Below are 22177 nucleotides of genomic sequence, written 5' to 3'. Positions count from 1 at the left end.
AAAATTAAGAATTGTTGTGGTTTTTTATTTACTGCTCTTTCTAGAACCTGTACCTCTACCTGTACTAATTGTTCTACCTTTTGTACTGGGAGCTTCTTTTGGATCCGGCTGATCTGATAGCTTTCTTGTGCCGGTTCCTCTTCCTGTGTGAACCGATCTATTGCCAGCTGCTTTTTTTCTGGCCGCTTGAATCTTTTTAAAATCTTCGCCAGACCATTTTGAAGCATCTTCATCAACTTCAATAGTTCCAGTTCCTCTACCGGTTCGAATTCTAATTTTACCCATGATTTAGGTTAAATTATCTCGTATTTAATTAAGATCATTTAATTTTTCAAAATGGATCTATTTCAAAAAATCGGTATTTTGGATTAATAATTTTTAATTATTTATCCATCCGAGTTTTCTAAAATATGCAAACATCAGAATTGCCGGAATTGCTGATGCTAGAACAATTATGATTAGAGTTGTAAATGGACCCAAAAACACTGGGCTTTCACTAGTGATCCCGCCAGGCAAATTGATGTTCATCCCATAAAAAGTACCAATAACTGTTGAAGGAATTGCTAATGTGAAAATTATTGTAAGTACTGCAAGAACTTTGTTTGTTTTCTCAGTACTTAACACAAAATCCGTGTCTTTGTAAATTTCCATAGTCTCTCTTGATTCTTCAAGCGTTTCAATGACTTTGTCTATGTGGTCTATGACATCATCATAAAACAATGAAAGCTCTTCATCTTCTCTATCTGCAAAGTCTTTGACATTTTTTGCAATTTCTAACACGAATTTCTTTAATGGATTAGCTATCCTTCTTAATCTGTTGATTTCTCTTCTTTGTAGTGCAATACTTCTTGCAACAGGTTTTGTTTCATCAAATACTCTGTCTTCTAGTTCATCTAAATTAGCAATTATTTTTCTGGATGTGTGCAAAAGATCATCTACTAGTACGTCTATCATTTCATGAAGTAATAGTCCTGATGATTTTTCTAATAATTTTTCTTTTCTTTGTTGATCTGAGTCAGATTTACAAACATTTACCAAATCCACTAATGGTTTTAGGTCTCCTTGATGAACAGTAACAAGAAAATCTTTTCCTACAAAAAGTGATAGTTGACTATTTTTGGACTCTCCAACTTTCCCAGACAGTGGTGGGAAATGCAAAATTACGAAGAAATGATCATGATATCTATCCAATTTTGGCAATTCAAATTTGGTCATACAATCTTCAATGTTTAATGAATTGAAATTGTATTTCTCAGCTAATTTTTCAACTTCATTTCTATCAGGATTTTGTAAATCTATCCAAACAAATTTTTTACCTTGTATAGTTTCCCTTTTACTTTCAACAGCAATTTCTGTTGACTTCCTACCGGAGCGTAACCTGTTTGTGATGAATCCTTTTCTCAAGTTGAAAAATACCCTAATTTAACAAATTTAAAGCGATCGATAATTTTTGAATGGAAATTTTGTTCACATTTAATCTAAAATATGAAATATTTTGAGGCTAATGCCAAGGAAGTAAATAATTCATACCAACCCATGTGAGTCCAATTGCTATTGCCATGGCAACCCACCATAATCGCATAATATTATTTTCAACTAGTCAATAATAAATCTACAGTATAATTCTCAGCAGAACTCAAAGATTATTACAGGATTAATTAGTTATCTTTCTCGTGGCCCTTGTAGTATAGTGGTTAGTATAGAGGATTGTGGATCCTCGGACAGGAGTTCGATTCCCCTCAGGGGCCCTTTAAATTTTATTTATGATATTTTCATTCGTTAAACAAGATCTTTAATAGTTTAGAAATGAAGTTACTTTAGATTTCTCTTTGAAAGTAGCACTGATCTATAACGAAACACAAATTGATCCAAATGATGTAATCAACGTTTTTGGAATGACCACAAAAGAACACTATAGCTCAAAAGCAGTTGAAAGAGTTGCAAGAGCTTTAGAAAAAGGTGGTCACACTGTAAAAGTTATTGAAGGGGACATCCATCTTGCTGATGAATTAAAAGAATTCATGCCAAAGGTAGTTGCAGGTGAAACTCCTGGAATGGTCTTCAATATGGCGTATGGTATTCAGGGACAAAATAGGTACACCCATGTGCCTGCAATGATGGAGATGTTGGGAATTCCATACATAGGCTCTGGACCAGCTGGCCACGCAATTGTTCAAGACAAAGTAATGACAAAAATAATTTTACAAAAAAATAATATTCCTACTCCTGGTTTTTGGGTATTTCATACACCTGAAGATATTCATGATGATTTAGTTTTTCCTGTGATTGTTAAACCCAAACTGGAATCTACTTCTATGGGAATGGAAGTTGTAGATAACTGGGATGATCTTAGGAAAGCAGTTAAAGTACAAATTGAAAAATTTCAACAGGATATACTTGTAGAACAATTCATTTCAGGAAGAGAATTTGCAGTTGGTGTATTAGGTAATAATCCTAACATAGACATTCTTCCAATAGTTGAAATTAATCTTGATAATCCCGATCAAATTCAAACAATTTCGGATAAAAAGAAAGCAGGAGGAGTTGACAAAACATGTCCTGCTAAATTATCAAAAGAGAAAACCGAAGAGATGAGACAAATGTGCATAAAGGCATTTGCATCTTTAGGACTAAATGATTACAGTCGAGTCGATTTTAGAATGGATAAAGATGAGAATCTTTACATTCTTGAATTAAATTCTATGGCAAGTCTGGGGAAAGGAGGTTCATTATTTTATGCGGCCAAAACTGCTGGCTACACCTATGAATCCCTCATCAATAAAATCTTGGATATTGCAGTGATTAGATACTTTGGCACTTCTATACATCATCATGAAAATGAAGTTGATCTCACTCAACCATTACGAGTAGTAGCTAGAACCTATCTGCGTGGACATCTACATACTTTAAAAGAAACATTAAGAGATTTTGTAAATCTAAACACTCACGTATATAATTTAGAAAATGTAAATCAATTAGGAGCAATTATTTCTAAGCGATTAAAACACCTTGGATTCACTGAGCATATTCATAGACAGCCCGACGTAGGAAATTTCCATTATTTTAAAAATCATCAAGAATCAGAAAATGATGTTTTGATTGTTTCTCATCTTGACACTCATTATGGTCCTGATGATTTAGTCAGTTATTACGAAGATGGTGACAGAATTGTTGGCTCTGGTATCGCTGAAAGTAAAGGTGGACTTGCTGTAATGTTGGGTGCAATTCATGCTTTACGTTATGCTAAAAAACTCAAAAAAGTCAGATGTGCAATATTACTTACGACTGACGATAGTTTAGGTGGAAGATATAGTAAGAGATTTGTTAAAGAATACTCTAAAAAATCACATTATATTATAGGTTTAAAATCTGCTAGCATAGACGGTGGAATAATTACCACTTGTTATGGTAGAAGTGATTACAATATTAGATTCACCACATCTTCAGAACAATTAACTTCAGACATTCATGGAATTATTCCAGTTTTAGCAAAAAAACTATCCGTAATTGAAAAACTTTCAAAAGATGAAAAAGATTACAGATTAAGAACCACCTCTGTTGTTGCTCAAGGATCTCATGGTCAGACACCAAACTATGCATCACTATCATTAACTTGTAGTTATAAAACGGAAAAATTAGGAACCTTACTTGATACTAAAATAAACAGCATTATGAAGAAAAAAGAAACTGGCATTAAACTTGATGTATCAATTAACAAAATACAAACCAGGCCACCTGTAATAGAAGAAGAATCTGATACAAAATTCTATGAATTAGTTGAGGATCTTGCCAAAAAACATGAAATAAAAATAAAAAAACATTCTCAAATAATATCTTCAGATATCAGTAATGTTCCTTCAAAACTTCCAGCACTTGATGGTTTTGGACCGCTAGGTCACAAATACCGTTCCCCTAAAGAATACATTGTTCATGATAGTATCGTGGAACGATCAGCATTACTTGCATCTGTAATTTACAAGTGTGCTGAAAAATAATTTCTACTATCTAATTATTATTCATAATGTCTAGAGAATAATGCCTTAGCTGTAGTAGCTGCTCTAGAAAATCTATTTTCTACTTCTTCCCAATTCACTACATTCCACCATGCAGAAATATAATCTGGTCTTTTATTTTCATATTTTAAATAATATGCATGCTCCCATACATCTAAACCTAAAAGTGGCACAACACCATCCACAATTGGACTGTCTTGATTTGCAGTTGTCTTGAATTGAATTTTTTTAGATTTTGGTTCATAAACTAGCCATCCCCATCCACTTCCTTGGATTACAGCAGTATCTGCTGAGAATTTTTTCTTGAAATCATCAAAACTCCCAAAAACTTTATCGATCTCATCTTTTAGAGCCCCACTTGGTTCACCCCCACCATTTGGTTTCATACTTGACCAAAATAATTCGTGATTGTTGTACCCTCCTCCGTGAAAATTAAAACGATCCCTTAATTCGGGTTTGATTTGATCAAGATCTGATAATAAAATTAGTAATCCTTTATCCTGATTATCCTCTGACATTTCATCCCATACATCATTTAATCCATTTGTGTAAGCTTGGTGATGTTTTGAATGATGAATCTGCATTGTCTGTGCATCAATATGTGGTTCTAACGCATCATATTCATAAGATAGTTCTGGCAATTGAAATTCTGACATGTAACTTATTAGATTATTCTACTAATAAACAATTATTCACTATTATTCAAAAATCTAAATATCATTTTTGAAACTCAAATTATCTCTTTAATAGAAATTAGCTTGATACAGGGGTATGGTGAAAATACCTGATAAAATTAAAAAATTTATTGATGAACAAGGAGTTTTTGTTGTAGGGACAGTTGGTGGAACCAAATTTCCAAATGTTTCACCTAGAATATTCTTCAGAGTTGATGATGATGCCATTTATTGGCTTGATTTTTTTAAACATAAATCATACAAGAATATTCAGGTGAATCCTTGGATTACCATTTCAGTTTTTAACAAGGATCATTTGGAGGGATATCAGTTTAGAGGAATTGTAAGCTATATTACTGATGAACCCACAAAATCTGAAATTAAAGAATCTATCATAAAAGAAATATTGGCAAAAAATTCCTCACCTAAAGTAAAATTACTATCTGAAAAAGAATCTGAACTAGTTCAATTTGAGCCTAAGGTGTGTTATTCATTAAATCCTGAAAAATATTCTGATATGTCTATTGGTTCAGACATTGATACCAACTATCTGTTTAAAAATTAATAACCATATTTTCAGTTTAAATCTAATGAGATATTGCCACCACATATTCAGAATGTAAAATCAACCACATGTTTTAATTAAAACAAATTCATAATTTGTTTATGACTACATTAAGTGAATTACGTGCTTGTAAATCATGCGGAAATGTTTTTACAAAAAAAGCAGGTGTCACAATAATTACTAGCTGTCCTCATTGTGATGGTACAAATTTTGATACAATAGATTTGGATGAAGAATTGATGAACTGATTAAAAATGTATATTATTATTAATTAAATATTGTTTTAGATATGACTTTTCAATTTTCTGCTAGTGATAAGGAATGGCATCAAACCTTGCTTAATGCATTTGAAAATATTTTAAAAATGAAGATCAAACCTGTATTAGTCTACGATCGTAAACATTTTTCAAATTATATCTACAAAAATAAAATTAAGCCCGGTGAAGTCTGGGCAGAATGCATTAAGGAATGTGGTACTATATGGTTAAACCCAGATTTGTCATCAGAACCAAAAGTTGAGACTGTAAATACCATTTATCATGAGTGTTTACACATCAAATATCCGAAAAAAACTGAGCGTGAAATAACTAGATTAGCTAACAAAATAATACCTGTTACAAAATCTCTCACATCTCAGAAAAAGAAATTTGATATTACGCATTCACATTAGGAATAAATTCATTATTTCTTTTTATTTAAAACTTTAATTTAAAATTAAAACTGCACCTGGAAAATTTTTAACAATATCTTCAATGGTGCTTGGGAAATGGATTTTTTCAAATTTTGTAAGCTTTCTTTTTCCTAAAACAATAAGATCGATATTGTGTTTGTCTGCATATTCAAGAACTGTTAATGCTGGTCTGTCGCTAATTATAATTTTAGAATTTACTGCAACATCTGATTTCTTTGCATATTCTTCTAATTTACTGTGTTCTGATTTTATTTCATTTTTTTCTTTTTCAAACTCTTGTTTGTTGGTTTTAGTTTTGAATAATCCAAACGTTGCTCTTTCTTCAATACATGTTAAAATTGTGATCTTGGATTTTTCAAATCCGGCCAAAGCAACTGCCTTTTTGAATGCCTTTTGACTACCATCAGTCCCATTGTATGGAACTAAAATATTCTCAAAGTTTTTACTCATTTCTTTTCAATATCTATCATCAAAATTGGACATGTTGTATTTTCCACGACTTTTCTTGATACACTTCCAAGACTTAGCAAACCTCTGATTCCTTTGAGTTTTCTACGCTTTGCCATGACTACCAAATCTACCTTGTACTTTTTTATCGCTTTGAGAATTTCATCAAAAGCAGATCCAGTTACAACCTGAGAAATTGACTCGATATTATTTTTTTCACATATTTTTTCTCTTTTTTCAAACTCAGGAATCATTCCTTTTCTAATATCCTCATTTGCATCTTTGATATTTTTCAATAATTTATCACGTTCAGATGATGATAATGCAAAAGTCGGTGGATGTTGCATTTCTTCTACTACGTGAAGTAAAATGATTTTGGCTTTGGTCCCTTTTGCTGCATGAATGGCATGTTTTAATGCCTGATCTCCAGCAGGTGTTCCAGCGTGTGGCACTAGGATATTGTTATACATGATTTCATTAAAGATCATTTCATAATTAAACTATCCATTGTTTATCCGCATTGCATTTTATGATGTCTACTTTCAAATCATTTTTAATAATCTTGAAAATTATCAAAAAATATGAATAAATTCTCAAAGATAGAGCCTTCATATTTTTCAAAGGATGGTTGTAGGCTTGTCTGGTCAGGTGTTGATGAAGATGATACAGATACTGTTATCTTAAACAAAGAAGAACTAGAACAACTAGTAGAGATTCTAAAAAATAATCATGTTGGAACTGTGGAGCTTGAGGATAATGTTAGTGAAATTTTGATAAATTCTGATATAGTGCAATTTAGATTAAAAGATAGAGATGAACTTGAAGCAGTCACTACCGATTTTAGAGATAAGGTTTTAGAATATGCCAAAGTTCCCCATGATACATTACCAATTCAAACATCATCAAAGGAATTTTATGCTTCAGGATGGTCAACAGATCAAACTCGTAATTCTGAAGAAAAATCTAGCAAACCAAAGATGACTCTTTTGCAAGCAATTCTCTCGGGTAATCCAAAACACATTGATCATGAAATTTCTCCTTCTGATTTATTTCGGATTTTTGCAACAAGACGTTCAACTAGAAAATTTTCTAAAACTAAAGTTGAAGACTGGAAGATTGAAAAAATTCTAGCTGCAGCAGATACTGCTCCAACTGCAGGAAATTTTCAGGGATTAGAAGTATTTTATGTTAAAAGTAAAAAAGCTAAAGAAGCACTAGTTGAAGCAGCAAATAGACAACCATTTGTTAATGCTCCTCTTGTGCTTGTGTTCTGCATTAATCCAAGTAGAGTAAAAATGAATTTTCCACCTGAAATGCTTACAAAGTTTTCTTTACAGGATGCAACAATTGCTGCCACTTATTCTCAATTAGCAGCTCATGCATTAGAATTAAGTTCCATTTGGATTGGAATGATTGATGAAAAAAAGGTTCAAGCAATCATTGGAACTGAATTAAGACCTTCTTCTATTCTCTGCATTGGATATCCTGATATGCGAAAGCCTCCAAAATCTAGGCGTAAGCTTAAAGATCTTATTCATGTGCTTGAAGATTGATTTTTTTATGAAATGATATTGGACAGAATCTAGAATCTGTCCAATTTACTTTGGACTAGAAATTAGTTGCAATGTATGCACCAATTCCCATGCCAATCACAGCACCAATTCCCATGCAAATAAGGTCAAATTTTACGACTTTTTTGAATGGTGCATGAACCATTTTATCCCATGTGTTGTTGTTTTGGTTATTCATCATTTCACCTCGGAGCAAAAAGTACATACATCTTTGATAAAAAAATAATTTTTGTGTTCTGGTATGCTATTTTTCTGTGTTAGCAAAAATCTGAACAAATAGCATACCACAATCAAAATGAAATAATTAGATAATTGTACAATCATACATTAGTAAGAGAATACGTATACCGTTTCACGTGCTTGGTAATTCCTTGGAATCAAAGCCGAATTCTGTAATACGTTTTCTCTAAAAATAAAAAAGGCATAATGAAAAATGACATTCCTCTCAAGTACCTGTTTATACTGTCCAAGTGAAAGAGCCGTTACTGCAGAAAAATCACAGTGGTTGATTCATCTCGCACAACATAGAGAGGAAATAATTAAACAACTTACAGATACCTCATCATCTTGTGTTTTATGTGCATATCCGGTAGAATTTGCAAATAAAAGACATGCTTCTTCACATTATCGATGGGGGCATAAGAAAAGCTCTATAGTTGAATGGTCATTAAATCAACTTCCAGTTAGAATTTTAGTATAATGAACAATTCAAAAATTAATCCTTTTTTCTAATTTAGCATACCACAACTAACTCGCTATCCCCAAATACATTTTGAACTTAGACCTTTTTGAGGAAAACGTATCTGAGACACAACATATCTGTTGGATGCCTTCGAATCCTGATAGTAGTCTCAAATACGTTCAATCCTAATGTGAAAAAAATGATTAAAACTAAATTTGCAAACAAAACCCTTGGGATATTTCTTATGTTACTATTGAGTGTCTCAATATTTTCTGGTACTGCTTTTGCAGATGAAAAAAAGAAATCAAATGTTAATTCAATCAAAATTCAATACTTGGCAAAAATATCTACTGACTCCTATTATGTTCAATTTAAAACATGTCTTGGAAATAATTCTGTAAATAATCCATCATTTTCTATTATCTCTGATGTTGATTCAAAATTTGTTAAATATCAAAAAGTGCATTTGGCTAACACATGTAAGAATTATGAAACAAATATTGATGCAAAAAACTCTAACAGTATTTCAATATTAATGACAAATGGGATGGTGAAAAAATGAATATTTATGATACAAAATCTATCTATTGTTCAAGATGTAACGTTTCAATTGGAGAGATAGATTATGATGCGGAAGTTATTAGACCGCTATGCGGCAAATGTGCAAATCCCTTACCAGAAGGAGATAAAATAATCTATACAATGAGTCATTTCCAGAATAACTCTCCAATGGAAAAATCAATTCTTGCATAATGTGAGTTCAAAAATTTTAAAAAATTCCGTATTTACTAGATTCCATTTCTTCTTTGATTGCAAGTTTGAATCTAGGTGATTTTCCCTCGATATTTTTTGAAAGCCATGAAAGAAACTTTTTCTCAATTCCTTTTCCTTTCAATTTTTCAAAATCATTACCCATCACATCTACTAATTTCTGAACAAGATCTTTATTTACACTTAAAACAAAAAAGTGCCATCCAAAGGCAAATTCAGAGTCAGTCATCACAAAATCCTCTTGACCATGCACCATTTCTTCTAAAAGAGTGAGTTGATGAGTTAATGCTTTACTTGTTTTATCATAATCTACTGCTGATACATTGATGTTAATTCTTCCGTCCATATTCTAATTGAACAATTACAAAATAAAAGGATTACAGGGATTATTCCTTTAGTAAATATTCAAAATCAATATCAAAATGCATTTTCATTATGTTGATGTACGTTTGAATGGATTCGGGGATTTCATCAGTACATGAAACTCCTAACTTTTTTGCATTAATCCAAATAACTAATGTTTGAATTATTGTCAAAAATCGATCATTTTTGATATCTGAAGAACTAATTGATTTTGTATATCTTTCAGCAAATTCCCAAGCAGTTACAAAATCTACACATTTAACACCAAATACTGCAAGTAATTGCTCTTGCATACTACTAGCTCTTTTGAATGGTATTTTATTAATAATAAAAGGAAAATTTACTTTTTCTGGAAGGCAATCAGGTAATGGTCCCCAAATTGTGATGATTTTTGTATCTGGTTTCAATTTTTCAAATTTACTCATCATTTGATTAATGATCTTCTCATCGGTAAACCAAAACAAAATTACGGTTGCATCTGAAAATTCAGAATCTACAATATTTTTACAATCTAACTGACCTTTGGAGTCTTTTTGCATCAAAATTTCTTTTGCCTGTTTTATTTTTTCAAGATTATTATCAATCCCGACTGCTTTTTTTACATTGAATTCATTTATTGCAATTTCTATTCCCTTACCATCTCCACAACCCAAATGATAAAAAATATCATCATTTCCCAATTCTACAAATTTGAAAATTTCTCTAAATGCCTTTTCTGGTAGCTGTACATCTTCCCCACTCAATAAATTTTCAGGAAGTGTTTCTAAATATTCTTCAATTTTCAATAATGATTGTTAGGTATTGGAGAATTTATTCTCTTATGCTTTCTAGTTTTGAAACTGCCTGCCATAGTTGTGTTCTAACGTATGATGGCATGTTTGGATCTTGTGTAACATCATCTAATAGACTAATTGTATTGGCAGCTCTGACTGATAGAGAATACTCTTCATTATTCAAATCTGCAATTAAATCTGTAATCGATTTTTTTATTGTCTTTGGAGTAGAATTACTTGAAACAATTTGATTTAGTGTCTCTATTGCTTCCTTCATTGATTCTTTATTCTGATTTCCGTCTGCCATATTCTACACCTATTATTAAAAATTAGAGGTATATAGTTACATCTCTACAAAAACACTATCAGACTCTACTGTTACGTTGTATGACGTTAAATCTCTAATTTTTGCTGGAAATTTTACTAAATTCCCTTTCTTACAATTAAATTGAGCTCCATGCCAACCACATGTGACAGTATCACCTTCTAACTTTCCTTCAGATAAACTAGCCCCTGCATGAGTACATGTATCATCTGTTGCATAATACTCTCCATCAATATTTGCTACAAGTATGTCTCTCCCATCAATTGATACTTTGATCATACTTCCTGGTAGAATATCAGATGTTTTTCCAGCGATAATTTTTCCCATTGCAGTTTTTATCTGACAAGTCTTATATTTTTTCGTATATGTCTGATAAAATAATTCGTGAAGGAACCTCTTTAGATAAAAATTCTGTTTTGGATTTTTGTAAAAATACTTTTTCATGGGGTGACTATATAGATCAAGTTTGGGATTACTGGCTAAAAGAAGGAAATCTGTTTGTATTTGAGAAAAATAGTGTATCTGGAATTTGTCATGCCTCTTATTCAGATAATCAAGTCTGGATTGAAGGTATTAGAATAGAGCCTAATTCTCGTAGAGAAAAAATTGCATCACAATTAGTTCAGTATGCAGAACATCTTGGAGAAGAAAAAAATATTTCATTCTCATACATGCTAATTGAAACTAAAAATAATCCATCTTTACTTATGGCAAAATCATTGAATTATAGTATCTTTGAATCTTGGAATTTTTACACTCTGATACCTAAAAAAAATATAACTGATAAAATTCAATTTGCAAAAAATCTAAAATTAACTTTTTCACATTATGTCAAATCATGGAGATGGCTCCCAATGGATAATTCAAAATTACGTTCCTTTCTAACACAAAATAAAATTATAAAATCCAATGAACCTGAAAATTTCTCTTTTGCAATTCTATCTGAATCTGAACATTTTGCTAAAACATTAATTGTTACACTATTTTCAAATTCTAAAAAATCTACCTTGGAAATTTTTAAATTCTTACAAAATTTTGCAATTGAGAAAGACTATCAAAGAATTCAAATTTTATCTAAAGAAGATTTACCTGCTTTTAATACATTAGAAAAGAAAATTTCATTTTATTTGATGAAAAAAACCCTTCGTTAATCTAAATTAACAATTTTGATTGTGTTTTTTAAAACTCCTAATCCTTCAATTTCCATTTCAATTTTATCTCCATCTTTTAAAAACACTGCATCCGGTTTGTTTAACATGACTCCTGCAGGTGTACCTGTTGATATGATGTCCCCTTTTTCTAATGTCATAACTTTAGAAATTTTTGAAATTATTTCAGGAATTTTTATAAACATATTTTTTGTTGTTGAATTTTGTCGTAATACGCCATTTACTTTAGTTGTTAACTTCAGATCCTGAGCATTTTTAATTTCATCTGCAGTAGTTATCCAAGGTCCACATGGTGCAAACGTATCAAAACTTTTTCCTCTGGTAAATTGCTTGTCTTTCATCTGGATATCCCTGGCTGAAACATCGTTGAAAACCATATATCCAAAAATTACATCTGTTGCTTCTTTCTCACTGATATTTTTACAATTTTTTCCAATTATCATTGCAAGCTCTACTTCATAATCTAACTGAGTGACAAAATTTGGACATATTATATCTGATTCAGTACTGTTTAATGCAGTTCTTGGTTTGATTACTAATGCCGGATCCTCAGGTGCCTTTAATCCCTGCTCTTCGGCATGGTCTACGTAATTAAATGCCAAACAAATAATTTTATTGGGATTTGGAATGGGAGAAAGTAATTTAAAATCTGACAAGTTTGATTCATACGGTAAATTTGAAATTTTATTTTTAATCTCATCAAACCAACCATCAAATAGAAAATCCTTTACGTTTTGAGGAATTGGGACTCCTGTAAGATAAGTAATTTCATCTTTAGTTGCAACCTTGTCTCCTTTGATAAAACCATAGGTCTCGTTATTTCCACTTGCTAACCGTGCTATCTTCATTGTAAATCACTTGTGAGTAAAAATTGCTTGATTTTGGGAATCTTTTCTACAATAACCGTATCTGACAAACTGTATTTCCTCTCCTTCCTTTAATTGAAGATAATGTGGTTCTGTATAAACGTCTAATTCTTCTAAACTATCTTCATTAAAGTCATCTCCATTGAATAACACCTTTGGAATGATCATTTTAATTTCATGTGCTGTTTTTTGTGGTACCCACTGAATCTTTGGTATATCTGTCATGTCTCCATCAGAAATAAATTCTCCTTCTAATTCTGAACCGATTTTTTTAATTAGAACATTTCCTAATCCTAAAAGTCTAACTTGCATTCCTTCTTTGAATGCCTGCATATCTTCTCCTGAAATTAAAAAATTTTCATCAATGTCTATTTTTCTTTTTCCCATATCCTTAATTGGATGATTTGGAATTTCAACAAACGTTAGCGGTAAATTTTTTACCAATAGTTTTTTTGCATTTTTAACCATAAATAATCTGATACTTGACGCATCAACAAATTTTCTGTTAAAAGATTCTAATGCATCAAATGGTGCTAGAGTATTTGCTTTTGTTAATCCTAATGACATTATGAATTTTCTAATTGCTTCTGGTTTTATCCCCCTTCTTCTAAGTGCCTCTAGGGTTGGGAGGCGAGGATCATCATACCAAGAAACTTTTCCTTCCTCGATCAGAGGCTTTATGATTCGCTTTGAAATTGGCATTCCTTTGAATTCAAGTCTTGAGAAAAATCCTTGATGGGGTTTTCTCATTTTTAGAGCATCTAAAATTGCATCAATCAATTCTTTTCTTAATTCAAATTCTTTGGAACGAAAAGCGTGCGTCACTCCATCTATACTGTCTTCTATTGCAACTGCCATGTCATAACTTGGCCATACTCTATACTTGTCCCCTAACGTGTAGTGTTTTTCCTCTATAATCCTAAACAAAACTGGGTCTCGCATTACTGCATTATCTGCCTTCATATCTCCACGAAATCTTACAATTGCTTCCCCTGGTTTGAACTTGGTATTCATTTTATCCCAATTTTTGTTACTTTTCTCAATATCATCTCTGCTGCATTTGCAATCTTTTCTTTCTCTTCTGTTTTTACTAATCTCATCTCGTTTACAAGTGCAAATGTAAGCTTTTCCAGCTTTAATTAACTCCATTCCCTTTTCATAAAAAATCTCCATGTCGTCTGATGTATTTTTTACAATATCGAATTTAATTCCCAACCACTCTAATCCTACTTTGATGGCTGCATGATATTCCATTCTTTCTGCTTCTGGATTGGTATCATCCATTCTTAGAATGAATTTTCCTCCATACATTCTAGCATATTCTGAATTAATTATTGCAGCTTTTGCATGACCTATGTGTGGATAACCATTTGGTTCTGGAGGAAATCTTGTAATCACTTTTCCATGTTCTGCATCATTTAATTCAGGAAGTCCTTCCCTTTCTTCAATTTTTTCTTTAGGAATTAATATCTCTGGGAAATTTTCTTCAATTTCTTTTTTTTGTTCTTCTAAAGTTAAACTATTTACTAACGAAACTATTTTGGAAATCTCTCCAGATACTTCTTTAACTTTAGTTCTTAATTCTGCTTTTGTTCCAAGAATTTTTCCTAAAATTATTTTTGGATTAGTTTGTCCATCATGCTCAAATGCATTTTGAAGAGACATCTTTCTAATCTCTTTCTTTAATTCTTCATCCATCTGAAATCTTCCTTTGTAACTATACGCTTCTCTTAACTACAAAATCTAATAATGTAACTAATTCATTTTTTGAAGAACCTGAGTATTTTGATAGGGATTTTTCAGCCTTTTCAGCGTATTTTAGTGCCTGTTTTCTAACACTTGCTTCAATTCCAAGGGAGCGAATCACATTTACTGCCTTAGTAAGATCATTTCTTGAAATTTTAGAATTACCAAATGCCTTTAGAATTGTTTTTTTATCTCCTGCTTTTGCTAATTTTATTGCCATCAATATTGGCAATGATTTTTTCCCCTCTCTAAGATCATTTCCAACTGGTTTCTTTGTTATTTTTGAATCTCCCATTACCCCAATTAGATCATCTGTGATCTGAAATGCTATCCCTAGATTTCTTCCAAATGATGAAAGATTAGAAATATCTTGTTTGTTACTAGTTGCACAAATTGCACCCATTGCACATGATACATCAAATAGCGCAGCTGTTTTTTTACAAATCATTGTGATGTATTCAGCTTCGGTTGGAATTTTCTTTTTTTCTGCCAATTTAATATCTAATAATTGTCCCTCACAAACATCAACACACGCTTTAGCTAATCTTGAAACTAATTGTGTAGTTGCATTTGCAGATAATTTTGATTCCGTAATAACTTGATATGCTTTAGAAAATAACACATCTCCTGCAAGAATTGCAATGGGCATTCCAAATTTTTTATGCACTGTTGGAACCCCGTGTCGCATTTCATCATTATCCATTATGTCATCATGAACTAGAGTAAAATTATGAACCATTTCCACTGCACTTGCAGCAGGCATTGCATTGGAAGTTTTTCCTCCTAAAATTTGACAGCTTTTGATAACCATGTATGGTCGAAGTCTCTTTCCACCATTTACTATCAAATGCCCCGCAGCTTCGTAGAGTTTTTTTGGATTTCCATTAAGTTTTGATTTTAAATGCTTGTTTACAATTTTCGCATTATTTTCAATATGTCTAGTGTTTTTCATCTACTAATCTCCATTTTTCATTTGGTAGGTGTGTTTTAATTGCCCTCTCCAAACTATCATGAATTTCATTATTCATCCATGTAGATAAGATATTTGCATGCTTTTCCAGCATTTTTTTATCAGATTTATCCAATAATTCTAAAGCAATGAGCATCCATGGGCAATACAATTGGGGATTTTTTTCAAGTTCAATCATTAATTCATTTGCTGATATCAATTTGATTTCATCAATCTCTCCAGGTATTTTTTTTAATTCTGTTGATTTATCAACAACACCAATTAAAGTTCCGCAAATCTCATTCTCAGAACCCACATCTTTGTAGGGAACATGATATTCAAATTTGTGCAAATAATCTAGTTTTCCTTCAATACCCAACTCTTCTGGCATTCTTCTCTCTCCAGAAGAAACATAGGTTTCAGACTCTCTGGGGTGACTAGCAAATGTTCCATCCCAATCATTTGGCCATAACATCTTTTCTTTTGCTCTTCTGGTAAGAACCAATCTTCCATCATTATCAAACAACAATGCTGTAAATGCTCTATGTAATTTTCCATTTGGTAAATGACACTTTACTTTTTCTTCAGTCCCAATAGGGTTGTCATTCTCATCAACTAAAATTACAAATTCTTCAGGCATTTTTTCCTCTAAACATAGTTCCTTCATATTTCTTATTTTTAATAGCTTGTACAATTCTTTCAGGTTTATTTCCATTTACAAAAAATACATTGATTCCACTTTTTGCAATCTTTGTAGCTTCTTCCACCTTTCTTGTCATTCCACCTGTTACATCCATTTTGTTTTCAGAAATTAACGGATTTTGATCCTTTAACTCATAGATCAATTTCTTTGACTTAAAATCTGAGTATAGTCCATTTTCATTTAGAGCAAAAATTGTTAATTTAGGCTTTAGAATTCTCGCAAGATGAGTCATTATTTTATCTCCTGATAAAATGTATGTTTTTTTCTGACCATACCATAACGCATCTCCAAATGTGACTGGGATTAATCCTGATTTAGCTATTTCTTGAATTTCTTTAATTTTTTTAACAATTGGCTTGTTCCCTGCCATGAAATCTGTAGGTGGTAAACAATATGGATTTAGTTTATTTTTTAAAAGTGAATCTAAAATTATCTTGTTAAGCTCTATCATCGAATTTTTTACGATAGACACTCCTCTTACATCGTATCTTCTCTCTTTTGTATGCATATCATATTTTACAGACCAGTAGTGACCATAGGATCCACCGCCATGAACAATTACCATGGGTTCTTTGATCTTTCTTAAGCTCTTGGCAAGATTGTCTATGGTTTTTCTTCTTGGAGATAATGGTTTTTCTTTATTTGTAATAATTGATCCGCCTAATTTTATTAGAAGCATGTTGTTTCAAATTATCTTGTCAATTAAAAAGTATCCAGTCCTCTAAAATCAATTTTCACGGAAAAACATTCGTAATTTTTATTTTTAAATTCATTCATTATGTTATCCAAGTTTGATTCTTCTATTAGAGAAAATATACATCCGCCCCCACCTGCACCTGTAATTTTAGAACCTAATGCAAATTTTTGACTTATTTTGATCATCTCTCTTAATTTCTCATTGGATACCCCAATTGTTTCCAAATATTCTTGATTTTGAATAATTTTCTTACCTAATTCATTGATATCGTTTTCTTTGAGAATTTCTAAAACATCATCAATTAATTTTGATTCTTTGTCACATAAATTAGAAAATTCATCTTGATTTTCTTCTTTGTATTGTTTTACTTTACTTACTATTGATTCTGTAGAATGTTCAATGTTTGAATTTGCAATTACTAGATGAAAACTAGGCTCATATTCTAGTTTTTCAAATCCATTTTTTTTATCATATTTCATAATTCCCCCATATGTGCAAACTGTGCAGTCAGCTCCTGAGGTATTTTGAAAGATAGTCTTCTCAGCTTCGATTGCAAGATTTAGAATTTGCTCTTTTGACTTCTCTTCAAATAATTTTGAAATTGCTCCAGCACCTGCTACACAGCATGCAGATGAGGAACCTAGACCCACACCTAGAGGAATTTCTGAATCAACAATAATTTGAACACCTTTGATCTTGTTTTGAGATTGAATCATTTTGTTTGCTAAATAATAAAATGGCTTTAGTGGTGATTTTATTTCAGAAATTAATTTACCTGGTTCTTCTGAGAGACTACCAATATTTGATTTAACAATAATTTTATTCTCTTCAATATCACTTACAGATACTGTGATTCTTTTATTTATTGCACATAGGATTGCTTTTACTCCATAAACTACAAAATGTTCTCCAAAAAGAATTACTTTTCCAGGTGCTGATGCTTTGGATTTCAAGTGAACCCTTTAATTGATTTATTCGATTTCCTCTTCGGTGATCTTTGTTTCGAAATCATCAATTTCATATTTCATTGAATCGCCTTCTTTTAGCTCTCCTCTTTCGATTAGAACTTGACGAACTAATAACCAGTAAACAGTTGCTAATGCTTTTCTTCCTCTATTGTTTGCTGGAATAATTACATCAACATTTGATGTAATGTTATCTGTATTTGCAATTCCAATAACGGGAATTCCTGCATTTGTAGCTTCGATAATTGCTTGCTCATCCACTTGTGGGTCTGAGATTAAGACTATCTTTGGTTCAATGTAATATGGTAAAGATGGATTAGTTAGAGTACCTGGCATGAATCTTCCTAAAAGTTTCTTTGAGCCTAAAATTTCACAAAATTTTTCAATTGGAGTCTCTGCATATTGCCTTCCAGAGCATACTATGAGATTCTCAGCACCTAATCTGTTGATGAATTTGGCTGCGGTTTGAATTTTCTCTAATGTGATATCCAAATCAAGCATGTAAAGTCCTTCTGGACTAGCTTTTGTGATAAAAGATTTCATAAATTTGGTTTTAACTTGAGTACCTACTCTGATACCTGTGGTTAAGATCTTCTTTTTGATATCCGATGTTTCTGCTTGTTGGCTCATGACGATTTTAAATCTCTGCCATACCGCATATTAAATCATGCTCTGATAGGCGTAATAGTTCATTGAGTTTTGCCACTCTTTCTCCTCCAACTACCCCTACTTTGAGCATTTTTGACATTGTTGCTATTCCAATATGTGATATTTGTGAGTCAGTGGATTCACCTGATCTGTGTGATGTGATTAATTTGATATTGTTTTGAGTTGCTAAATTGGCAAATTCAAATGCATCAAAAAGACTACCTGCTTGATTTACTTTGAGAATCGCAGCATTGCATGATTTTTTATCAATTGCTTTTTGTAAAATATCCTTGTTTGTTACTGTGAGATCATCTCCTGTTACCAAGGTTTTTGGAAATTTGGCAGTTAGTTCTGACATATCTTCAAATGCTTCTTCGTGAACTGCATCTTCTGCATAAATTAATTTATATTTTTCAATAATGTCTGCTGCAAAATCTATTTGTTCACCAGTAGAATTTTCAAATCCAGCTCTGTCATAAACATATTTTTCTTTTTTCTCATTCCATTGTGTAGATGATGCAAAATCTACTCCAAGAGATACTTCTTTTCCTAAGGTAAATCCTAAATTCTCAATTGCTTTTACAGAAACTTCTAATGCTTTGTGATTCTCAAGTTTTGGTGCCCATCCACCTTCATCTCCCCTACCATTAGTAAAACCTGGATCCTCTTTTTCTAAAACACTTCTAAGTTCTTTGTGCACTGCCAGATTTGTCTCAATTGCACTTTCAATGGTTTTTGAGCCTGTTGAACAAACTAGTATCTCTTGAATATCTGGTGTTCCAGGACCTGCATGTGCACCCCCTCCTAGAATGTTTCCTAGGGGAAATGGAAATTTGTATGATGGCTGTGATGAGAGTATTTTGAATAATGGCTCTTCTGATGCCTTTGCAGCTGATTCCATTGATGCAATAGTTACTGCAAAAGCAAGAGCTCCTCCAATTTCTGAATAATTATTTGTTTTATCTAAACTCCTCAATGTGTCATGAATAGCTTTAAGATCTGAAGAGTCTAACCCAATAAATTTCTGAGAATTTTCTAACAAAACCTTTAGGCTTTCTTCTGGTTTTCCATTTGGAAAACTAACTGCCTCGTATTTTCCTACACTGGCTCCTGATGGTGCACAAACCCTTCCTAGAAATTTTCCATCAGATTTAACATCAACTTCAATTGTTTTACTTCCTCTACTGTTGTATAGAATACGTCCTTCAATTGAGGATATTTTGGCCAAGTTACTCTAACTCAGATTGAACTTCTTGTTTTCTTCTCTGAATTGCTTCATAAAATGGAATTACTTGTTGAATTGTTTCAACAGTAGTCAATAACATTCGTCTGCAACAATATCTTTCAATTCCTAAAGAATCTAAAACTTTGACTGGATCTTCTCCAGCTTTCACTTTATTTTCATAATCTTCGAATTTATCGGCAACTAAATTACCGCATGTAAAACATCTTACTGGAATTAACATACGAACGAAAAAGTAATCAAGGATTATAAAAACCATGCAAGGTCCTTCTGTTGCGGGCGTCGCCCAGCCTGGCCAAAGGCGCTAGCTTGAGGGGCTAGTCTCTCAGGAGTTCGTGGGTTCAAATCCCATCGCCCGCACTATATGTAAAAATTATTTTTCTAAATTTTGTAAAGTCTTGATTAATTCTGAACGTCTCTTTTCTTCGGTTATTGCAGATCTAACATCATCTACAAGTATTCTATTTACATCAATTTTTCTTCTAGCTTCTTTTACAACTTTGTCGTATAATGAAAAAGTGTAAAGATTGAGATACAAATTCTCCATTATGTCAAAAATTCTTGTGGCCTCTTCAATGTTGCCTATTCTAATTTTGTCAAATACCATTCTTTTTAATTCTCCTACACAATCAAGCAATCCTAAAACATAAGATTCTGGCATTACTGATAATTTTTTATCTGAAGGAATTACTTTTTTTTCCACTATTGCCATAAGGCATGCTGCTTCAACAAATTCTTGTTCGGGAGTAATAAGATATCTTTTAAGATCACCCAGTGCTTTTTTCTTGTATTTTTTCAACAATGTCTCTGCTTGTTTCAAATGTTTTTTGCCTGTTTGCAAATCACCTTTATGGACTGCTATAATTGATCTACTGCAAAGAATAATCACCTCTCTAGTGTTTTTTAACAGAAATTCTCTTGAGTCTTGAACTGTCCCTAATGATTTTGAAATTTTATTTAATGAAGTCTTAACATTTACCAATGACATTATTAATTATCTTAAATCCTAGGATAAAGCCGTTTGCCAAACTCTTATTTTGGTATTATTTTCTTGAACAATATGGAAATTACTGTAGATCAAATGTATAAAATTGAAAATAAAGGCCATGATATGGGTTTTTTAAAAAAATTTATGATGGAAAATGCTGGAGCTGCATCTGTTAGAAGATTAGTAGAAAAACTAGGAAATTTAGATTCAAAAAAAATTCTCATTTTTGTTGGTTTGGGAAATAATGGTGGTGATGGCTTGGTAATGGCAAGACATCTGGCTGGTTACGGTGCTGATGTTACAGTAATTTTACTTGGAACCACTGAGAAAATTAAAACTGAAGAAAGTAATTGGAACTGGTCAATCTTAAAAAAAATGCCCTCTGTAAAACTAATCTCTGGAGAATCTTTTGATGTGAATTTTAAACCAGATGTAATTGTAGATGCTATATTGGGAACTGGAATATCTGGAGAGATTAGGGAACCATATGCATCAGCAATAAATTACATAAACAAAACAGATTGTTACAAATTTGCAGTTGATGTTCCTTCTGGATTAGATCCACAAACTGGTAACACTGCAAATATTTTCACAAAATGTAATATGACTGTGACATTTCATAAAATGAAACAAGGTATTCCAAAAAGAAAGGATCTAACTGGAGATCTTTATGCAGAAAAAATAGGGATTCCACCTGAAGCTGAGGAGGGTATACTATGAAAGTTCATCAAATTCAAGTTGGAAACATGCAGAATTTTTCTTATGTTGTTGAAGATGATGACACAAAAGAAGCAATAATCATTGATCCTTCGTGGGATTTAATGGAATTGGAATTGGTAATTAAAAAAAATGATCTTAAAATAAAATACATTGTAAACACACATCATCATTTTGATCATACTATTGGTAATGAAGCAATGCAAAATTCCACAAAGGCTCCAATTATACAACACGAGTTTTCAGAACTAAAACACGATATTTCTGTAAAGGATGGTGATTTTATTGAATTTGGAAGATCAAAACTTAAAGTCCTACACACTCCAGGTCATTCTAAAGATAGTGTATGTCTCATAGGTGATGGAAAAATTTTCTCAGGTGATACATTATTTGTAGGAAATTGTGGTCGAATTGATTTACCTGGAGGAAGTGCAAAAGAGCTATATCATAGCCTCTTTGATATTCTATATCCTTTAGACGATACTCTAGTCCTTTACTCAGGTCATAATTATGGACATTCCGAAACATCTACACTTGGACAAGAAAAGAAAACCAATCTTGTATTGCAGAAAAGAACAGAACAACAATTTCTTGAAATGATGGGTTAGTGA

The 22177-nt window shown here is 32.1% G+C and carries 31 protein-coding genes and 2 tRNA genes; 13 read left to right on the top strand and 20 right to left on the bottom strand.

Going from position 1 to position 22177, the window contains the following annotated elements; translation table 11 throughout:
• Window positions 1-24: 24 nt before the first annotated feature.
• Both ACX119_RS08345 and ACX119_RS08340 read right to left on the bottom strand, forming a co-directional pair.
• Window positions 25-285: a hypothetical protein gene (locus tag ACX119_RS08345; protein ID WP_459350806.1), complete on the bottom strand. Its 261-nt coding sequence runs from the start codon at window positions 283-285 to the stop codon at window positions 25-27.
• 93 nt (window positions 286-378) lie between these two features.
• Window positions 379-1404: a magnesium transporter CorA family protein gene (locus ACX119_RS08340; protein WP_459350805.1), complete on the bottom strand. Its 1026-nt coding sequence runs from the start codon at window positions 1402-1404 to the stop codon at window positions 379-381.
• A 272-nt stretch (window positions 1405-1676) separates the two neighbouring features.
• On the opposite strand from ACX119_RS08340, the gene ACX119_RS08335 reads away from it, so the two are divergent.
• Both ACX119_RS08335 and ACX119_RS08330 read left to right on the top strand, forming a co-directional pair.
• Window positions 1677-1748 (top strand) — tRNA-His (locus ACX119_RS08335).
• Window positions 1749-1829: 81 nt separating this feature from the next.
• Window positions 1830-3995: a M20/M25/M40 family metallo-hydrolase gene (locus tag ACX119_RS08330; RefSeq protein WP_459350804.1), complete on the top strand. Its 2166-nt coding sequence runs from the start codon at window positions 1830-1832 to the stop codon at window positions 3993-3995.
• Between the two features lie 17 nt (window positions 3996-4012).
• Here ACX119_RS08330 and ACX119_RS08325 read toward each other — a convergent pair whose 3' ends face one another.
• Window positions 4013-4669, bottom strand: coding sequence for a superoxide dismutase (locus tag ACX119_RS08325; RefSeq protein ID WP_459350803.1), 657 nt, complete (start codon window positions 4667-4669; stop codon window positions 4013-4015).
• A gap of 115 nt (window positions 4670-4784) precedes the next feature.
• On the opposite strand from ACX119_RS08325, the gene ACX119_RS08320 reads away from it, so the two are divergent.
• From ACX119_RS08320 to ACX119_RS08310, 3 genes are all read left to right on the top strand, one after another.
• Window positions 4785-5252 (top strand): pyridoxamine 5'-phosphate oxidase family protein, encoded by a 468-nt coding sequence (locus tag ACX119_RS08320; RefSeq protein ID WP_459350802.1) that lies wholly within the window; start codon window positions 4785-4787, stop codon window positions 5250-5252.
• Between the two features lie 101 nt (window positions 5253-5353).
• The gene (locus ACX119_RS08315; protein WP_459350801.1) at window positions 5354-5500 is read left to right on the top strand and encodes a hypothetical protein; all 147 of its coding nucleotides are present in this window, start codon (window positions 5354-5356) and stop codon (window positions 5498-5500) included.
• Window positions 5501-5541: 41 nt separating this feature from the next.
• Window positions 5542-5922, top strand: coding sequence for a hypothetical protein (locus tag ACX119_RS08310; RefSeq protein WP_459350800.1), 381 nt, complete (start codon window positions 5542-5544; stop codon window positions 5920-5922).
• A 33-nt stretch (window positions 5923-5955) separates the two neighbouring features.
• On the opposite strand, the gene ACX119_RS08305 is transcribed toward ACX119_RS08310, so the two are convergent.
• Window positions 5956-6393, bottom strand: coding sequence for a universal stress protein (locus tag ACX119_RS08305; RefSeq protein ID WP_459350799.1), 438 nt, complete (start codon window positions 6391-6393; stop codon window positions 5956-5958).
• On the bottom strand, window positions 6390-6860 hold the full coding sequence (locus tag ACX119_RS08300; RefSeq protein ID WP_459350798.1) for a universal stress protein: 471 nt from the start codon (window positions 6858-6860) through the stop codon (window positions 6390-6392). Before ACX119_RS08300 ends, ACX119_RS08305 begins: the two co-directional genes overlap by 4 nt.
• A gap of 111 nt (window positions 6861-6971) precedes the next feature.
• Between ACX119_RS08300 and ACX119_RS08295 the strand changes: the two genes are divergently transcribed.
• Window positions 6972-7943 (top strand): nitroreductase family protein, encoded by a 972-nt coding sequence (locus tag ACX119_RS08295; protein WP_459350797.1) that lies wholly within the window; start codon window positions 6972-6974, stop codon window positions 7941-7943.
• Window positions 7944-7998: 55 nt separating this feature from the next.
• On the opposite strand, the gene ACX119_RS08290 is transcribed toward ACX119_RS08295, so the two are convergent.
• Complete coding sequence (locus tag ACX119_RS08290) at window positions 7999-8139, bottom strand: hypothetical protein (RefSeq protein ID WP_459350796.1); 141 nt, start codon at window positions 8137-8139, stop codon at window positions 7999-8001.
• Window positions 8140-8394: 255 nt separating this feature from the next.
• Here ACX119_RS08290 and ACX119_RS08285 point away from each other — a divergent pair, with 255 nt between their 5' ends.
• From ACX119_RS08285 to ACX119_RS08275, 3 genes are all read left to right on the top strand, one after another.
• Window positions 8395-8661 (top strand): hypothetical protein, encoded by a 267-nt coding sequence (locus tag ACX119_RS08285; RefSeq protein WP_459350795.1) that lies wholly within the window; start codon window positions 8395-8397, stop codon window positions 8659-8661.
• Window positions 8662-8842: 181 nt separating this feature from the next.
• On the top strand, window positions 8843-9205 hold the full coding sequence (locus ACX119_RS08280) for a hypothetical protein (protein WP_459350794.1): 363 nt from the start codon (window positions 8843-8845) through the stop codon (window positions 9203-9205).
• Window positions 9202-9396 (top strand): hypothetical protein, encoded by a 195-nt coding sequence (locus ACX119_RS08275; RefSeq protein ID WP_459350793.1) that lies wholly within the window; start codon window positions 9202-9204, stop codon window positions 9394-9396. Before ACX119_RS08280 ends, ACX119_RS08275 begins: the two co-directional genes overlap by 4 nt.
• A 16-nt stretch (window positions 9397-9412) precedes the next feature.
• Here ACX119_RS08275 and ACX119_RS08270 read toward each other — a convergent pair whose 3' ends face one another.
• The 4 genes from ACX119_RS08270 to ACX119_RS08255 are packed head-to-tail and all read right to left on the bottom strand — an operon-like array spanning window position 9413 to window position 11202.
• Window positions 9413-9760, bottom strand: coding sequence for a hypothetical protein (locus ACX119_RS08270; RefSeq protein ID WP_459350792.1), 348 nt, complete (start codon window positions 9758-9760; stop codon window positions 9413-9415).
• Window positions 9761-9800: 40 nt separating this feature from the next.
• Complete coding sequence (locus ACX119_RS08265; RefSeq protein WP_459350791.1) at window positions 9801-10562, bottom strand: class I SAM-dependent methyltransferase; 762 nt, start codon at window positions 10560-10562, stop codon at window positions 9801-9803.
• Between the two features lie 25 nt (window positions 10563-10587).
• Window positions 10588-10857, bottom strand: coding sequence for a UPF0147 family protein (locus ACX119_RS08260; protein ID WP_459350790.1), 270 nt, complete (start codon window positions 10855-10857; stop codon window positions 10588-10590).
• Between the two features lie 36 nt (window positions 10858-10893).
• Window positions 10894-11202: a Rieske (2Fe-2S) protein gene (locus tag ACX119_RS08255; protein WP_459350789.1), complete on the bottom strand. Its 309-nt coding sequence runs from the start codon at window positions 11200-11202 to the stop codon at window positions 10894-10896.
• A gap of 38 nt (window positions 11203-11240) precedes the next feature.
• On the opposite strand from ACX119_RS08255, the gene ACX119_RS08250 reads away from it, so the two are divergent.
• Window positions 11241-12026, top strand: coding sequence for a GNAT family N-acetyltransferase (locus ACX119_RS08250; RefSeq protein ID WP_459350788.1), 786 nt, complete (start codon window positions 11241-11243; stop codon window positions 12024-12026).
• On the opposite strand, the gene ACX119_RS08245 is transcribed toward ACX119_RS08250, so the two are convergent.
• The 9 genes from ACX119_RS08245 to ACX119_RS08205 are packed head-to-tail and all read right to left on the bottom strand — an operon-like array spanning window position 12023 to window position 20084.
• Window positions 12023-12892, bottom strand: coding sequence for a fumarylacetoacetate hydrolase family protein (locus ACX119_RS08245; RefSeq protein ID WP_459350787.1), 870 nt, complete (start codon window positions 12890-12892; stop codon window positions 12023-12025). The two genes, ACX119_RS08250 and ACX119_RS08245, sit on opposite strands and share 4 nt — an antisense overlap.
• Before the next feature lie 6 nt (window positions 12893-12898).
• Window positions 12899-14608: a glutamate--tRNA ligase gene (gene gltX, locus ACX119_RS08240; RefSeq protein WP_459350786.1), complete on the bottom strand. Its 1710-nt coding sequence runs from the start codon at window positions 14606-14608 to the stop codon at window positions 12899-12901.
• Window positions 14609-14627: 19 nt separating this feature from the next.
• Window positions 14628-15608, bottom strand: coding sequence for a polyprenyl synthetase family protein (locus tag ACX119_RS08235; protein ID WP_459350785.1), 981 nt, complete (start codon window positions 15606-15608; stop codon window positions 14628-14630).
• On the bottom strand, window positions 15595-16245 hold the full coding sequence (gene idi, locus ACX119_RS08230) for an isopentenyl-diphosphate Delta-isomerase (protein ID WP_459350784.1): 651 nt from the start codon (window positions 16243-16245) through the stop codon (window positions 15595-15597). Before idi ends, ACX119_RS08235 begins: the two co-directional genes overlap by 14 nt.
• Window positions 16238-16987 carry an isopentenyl phosphate kinase gene (locus tag ACX119_RS08225; RefSeq protein WP_459350783.1) on the bottom strand — a complete coding sequence of 250 codons (750 nt, stop codon included), beginning with the start codon at window positions 16985-16987 and terminating at the stop codon, window positions 16238-16240. The genes idi and ACX119_RS08225 overlap by 8 nt, the downstream gene beginning before the upstream one ends.
• Window positions 16988-17010: 23 nt before the next feature.
• On the bottom strand, window positions 17011-17958 hold the full coding sequence (gene mvk / locus ACX119_RS08220) for a mevalonate kinase (protein ID WP_459350782.1): 948 nt from the start codon (window positions 17956-17958) through the stop codon (window positions 17011-17013).
• 18 nt (window positions 17959-17976) lie between these two features.
• A complete protein-coding gene (gene rpsB / locus ACX119_RS08215) occupies window positions 17977-18600 on the bottom strand; it encodes a 30S ribosomal protein S2 (RefSeq protein ID WP_459350781.1) in 624 nt (207 codons plus the stop codon).
• Window positions 18601-18607: 7 nt separating this feature from the next.
• A complete protein-coding gene (eno, locus tag ACX119_RS08210; protein ID WP_459350780.1) occupies window positions 18608-19846 on the bottom strand; it encodes a phosphopyruvate hydratase in 1239 nt (412 codons plus the stop codon).
• Between the two features lies 1 nt (window position 19847).
• Complete coding sequence (locus ACX119_RS08205) at window positions 19848-20084, bottom strand: DNA-directed RNA polymerase subunit N (RefSeq protein WP_297593951.1); 237 nt, start codon at window positions 20082-20084, stop codon at window positions 19848-19850.
• Window positions 20085-20136: 52 nt separating this feature from the next.
• On the opposite strand from ACX119_RS08205, the gene ACX119_RS08200 reads away from it, so the two are divergent.
• Window positions 20137-20221 (top strand) — tRNA-Leu (locus ACX119_RS08200).
• A gap of 13 nt (window positions 20222-20234) precedes the next feature.
• On the opposite strand, the gene ACX119_RS08195 is transcribed toward ACX119_RS08200, so the two are convergent.
• Window positions 20235-20849, bottom strand: coding sequence for an RNA-binding protein (locus ACX119_RS08195; RefSeq protein ID WP_459350779.1), 615 nt, complete (start codon window positions 20847-20849; stop codon window positions 20235-20237).
• A gap of 72 nt (window positions 20850-20921) precedes the next feature.
• Between ACX119_RS08195 and ACX119_RS08190 the strand changes: the two genes are divergently transcribed.
• Window positions 20922-21569 carry an NAD(P)H-hydrate epimerase gene (locus ACX119_RS08190; protein WP_459350778.1) on the top strand — a complete coding sequence of 216 codons (648 nt, stop codon included), beginning with the start codon at window positions 20922-20924 and terminating at the stop codon, window positions 21567-21569.
• Entirely contained in the window at window positions 21566-22174 is a 609-nt protein-coding gene (locus tag ACX119_RS08185) for an MBL fold metallo-hydrolase (protein WP_459350777.1), read from the top strand. Before ACX119_RS08190 ends, ACX119_RS08185 begins: the two co-directional genes overlap by 4 nt.
• Window positions 22175-22177 lie beyond the last annotated feature (3 nt).

The organism is Nitrosopumilus sp. S4, assembly GCF_054515835.1.
The sequence above is the reverse complement of the archived record's forward strand: the minus strand, read 5'-3'. Positions and strand labels throughout refer to the sequence as shown.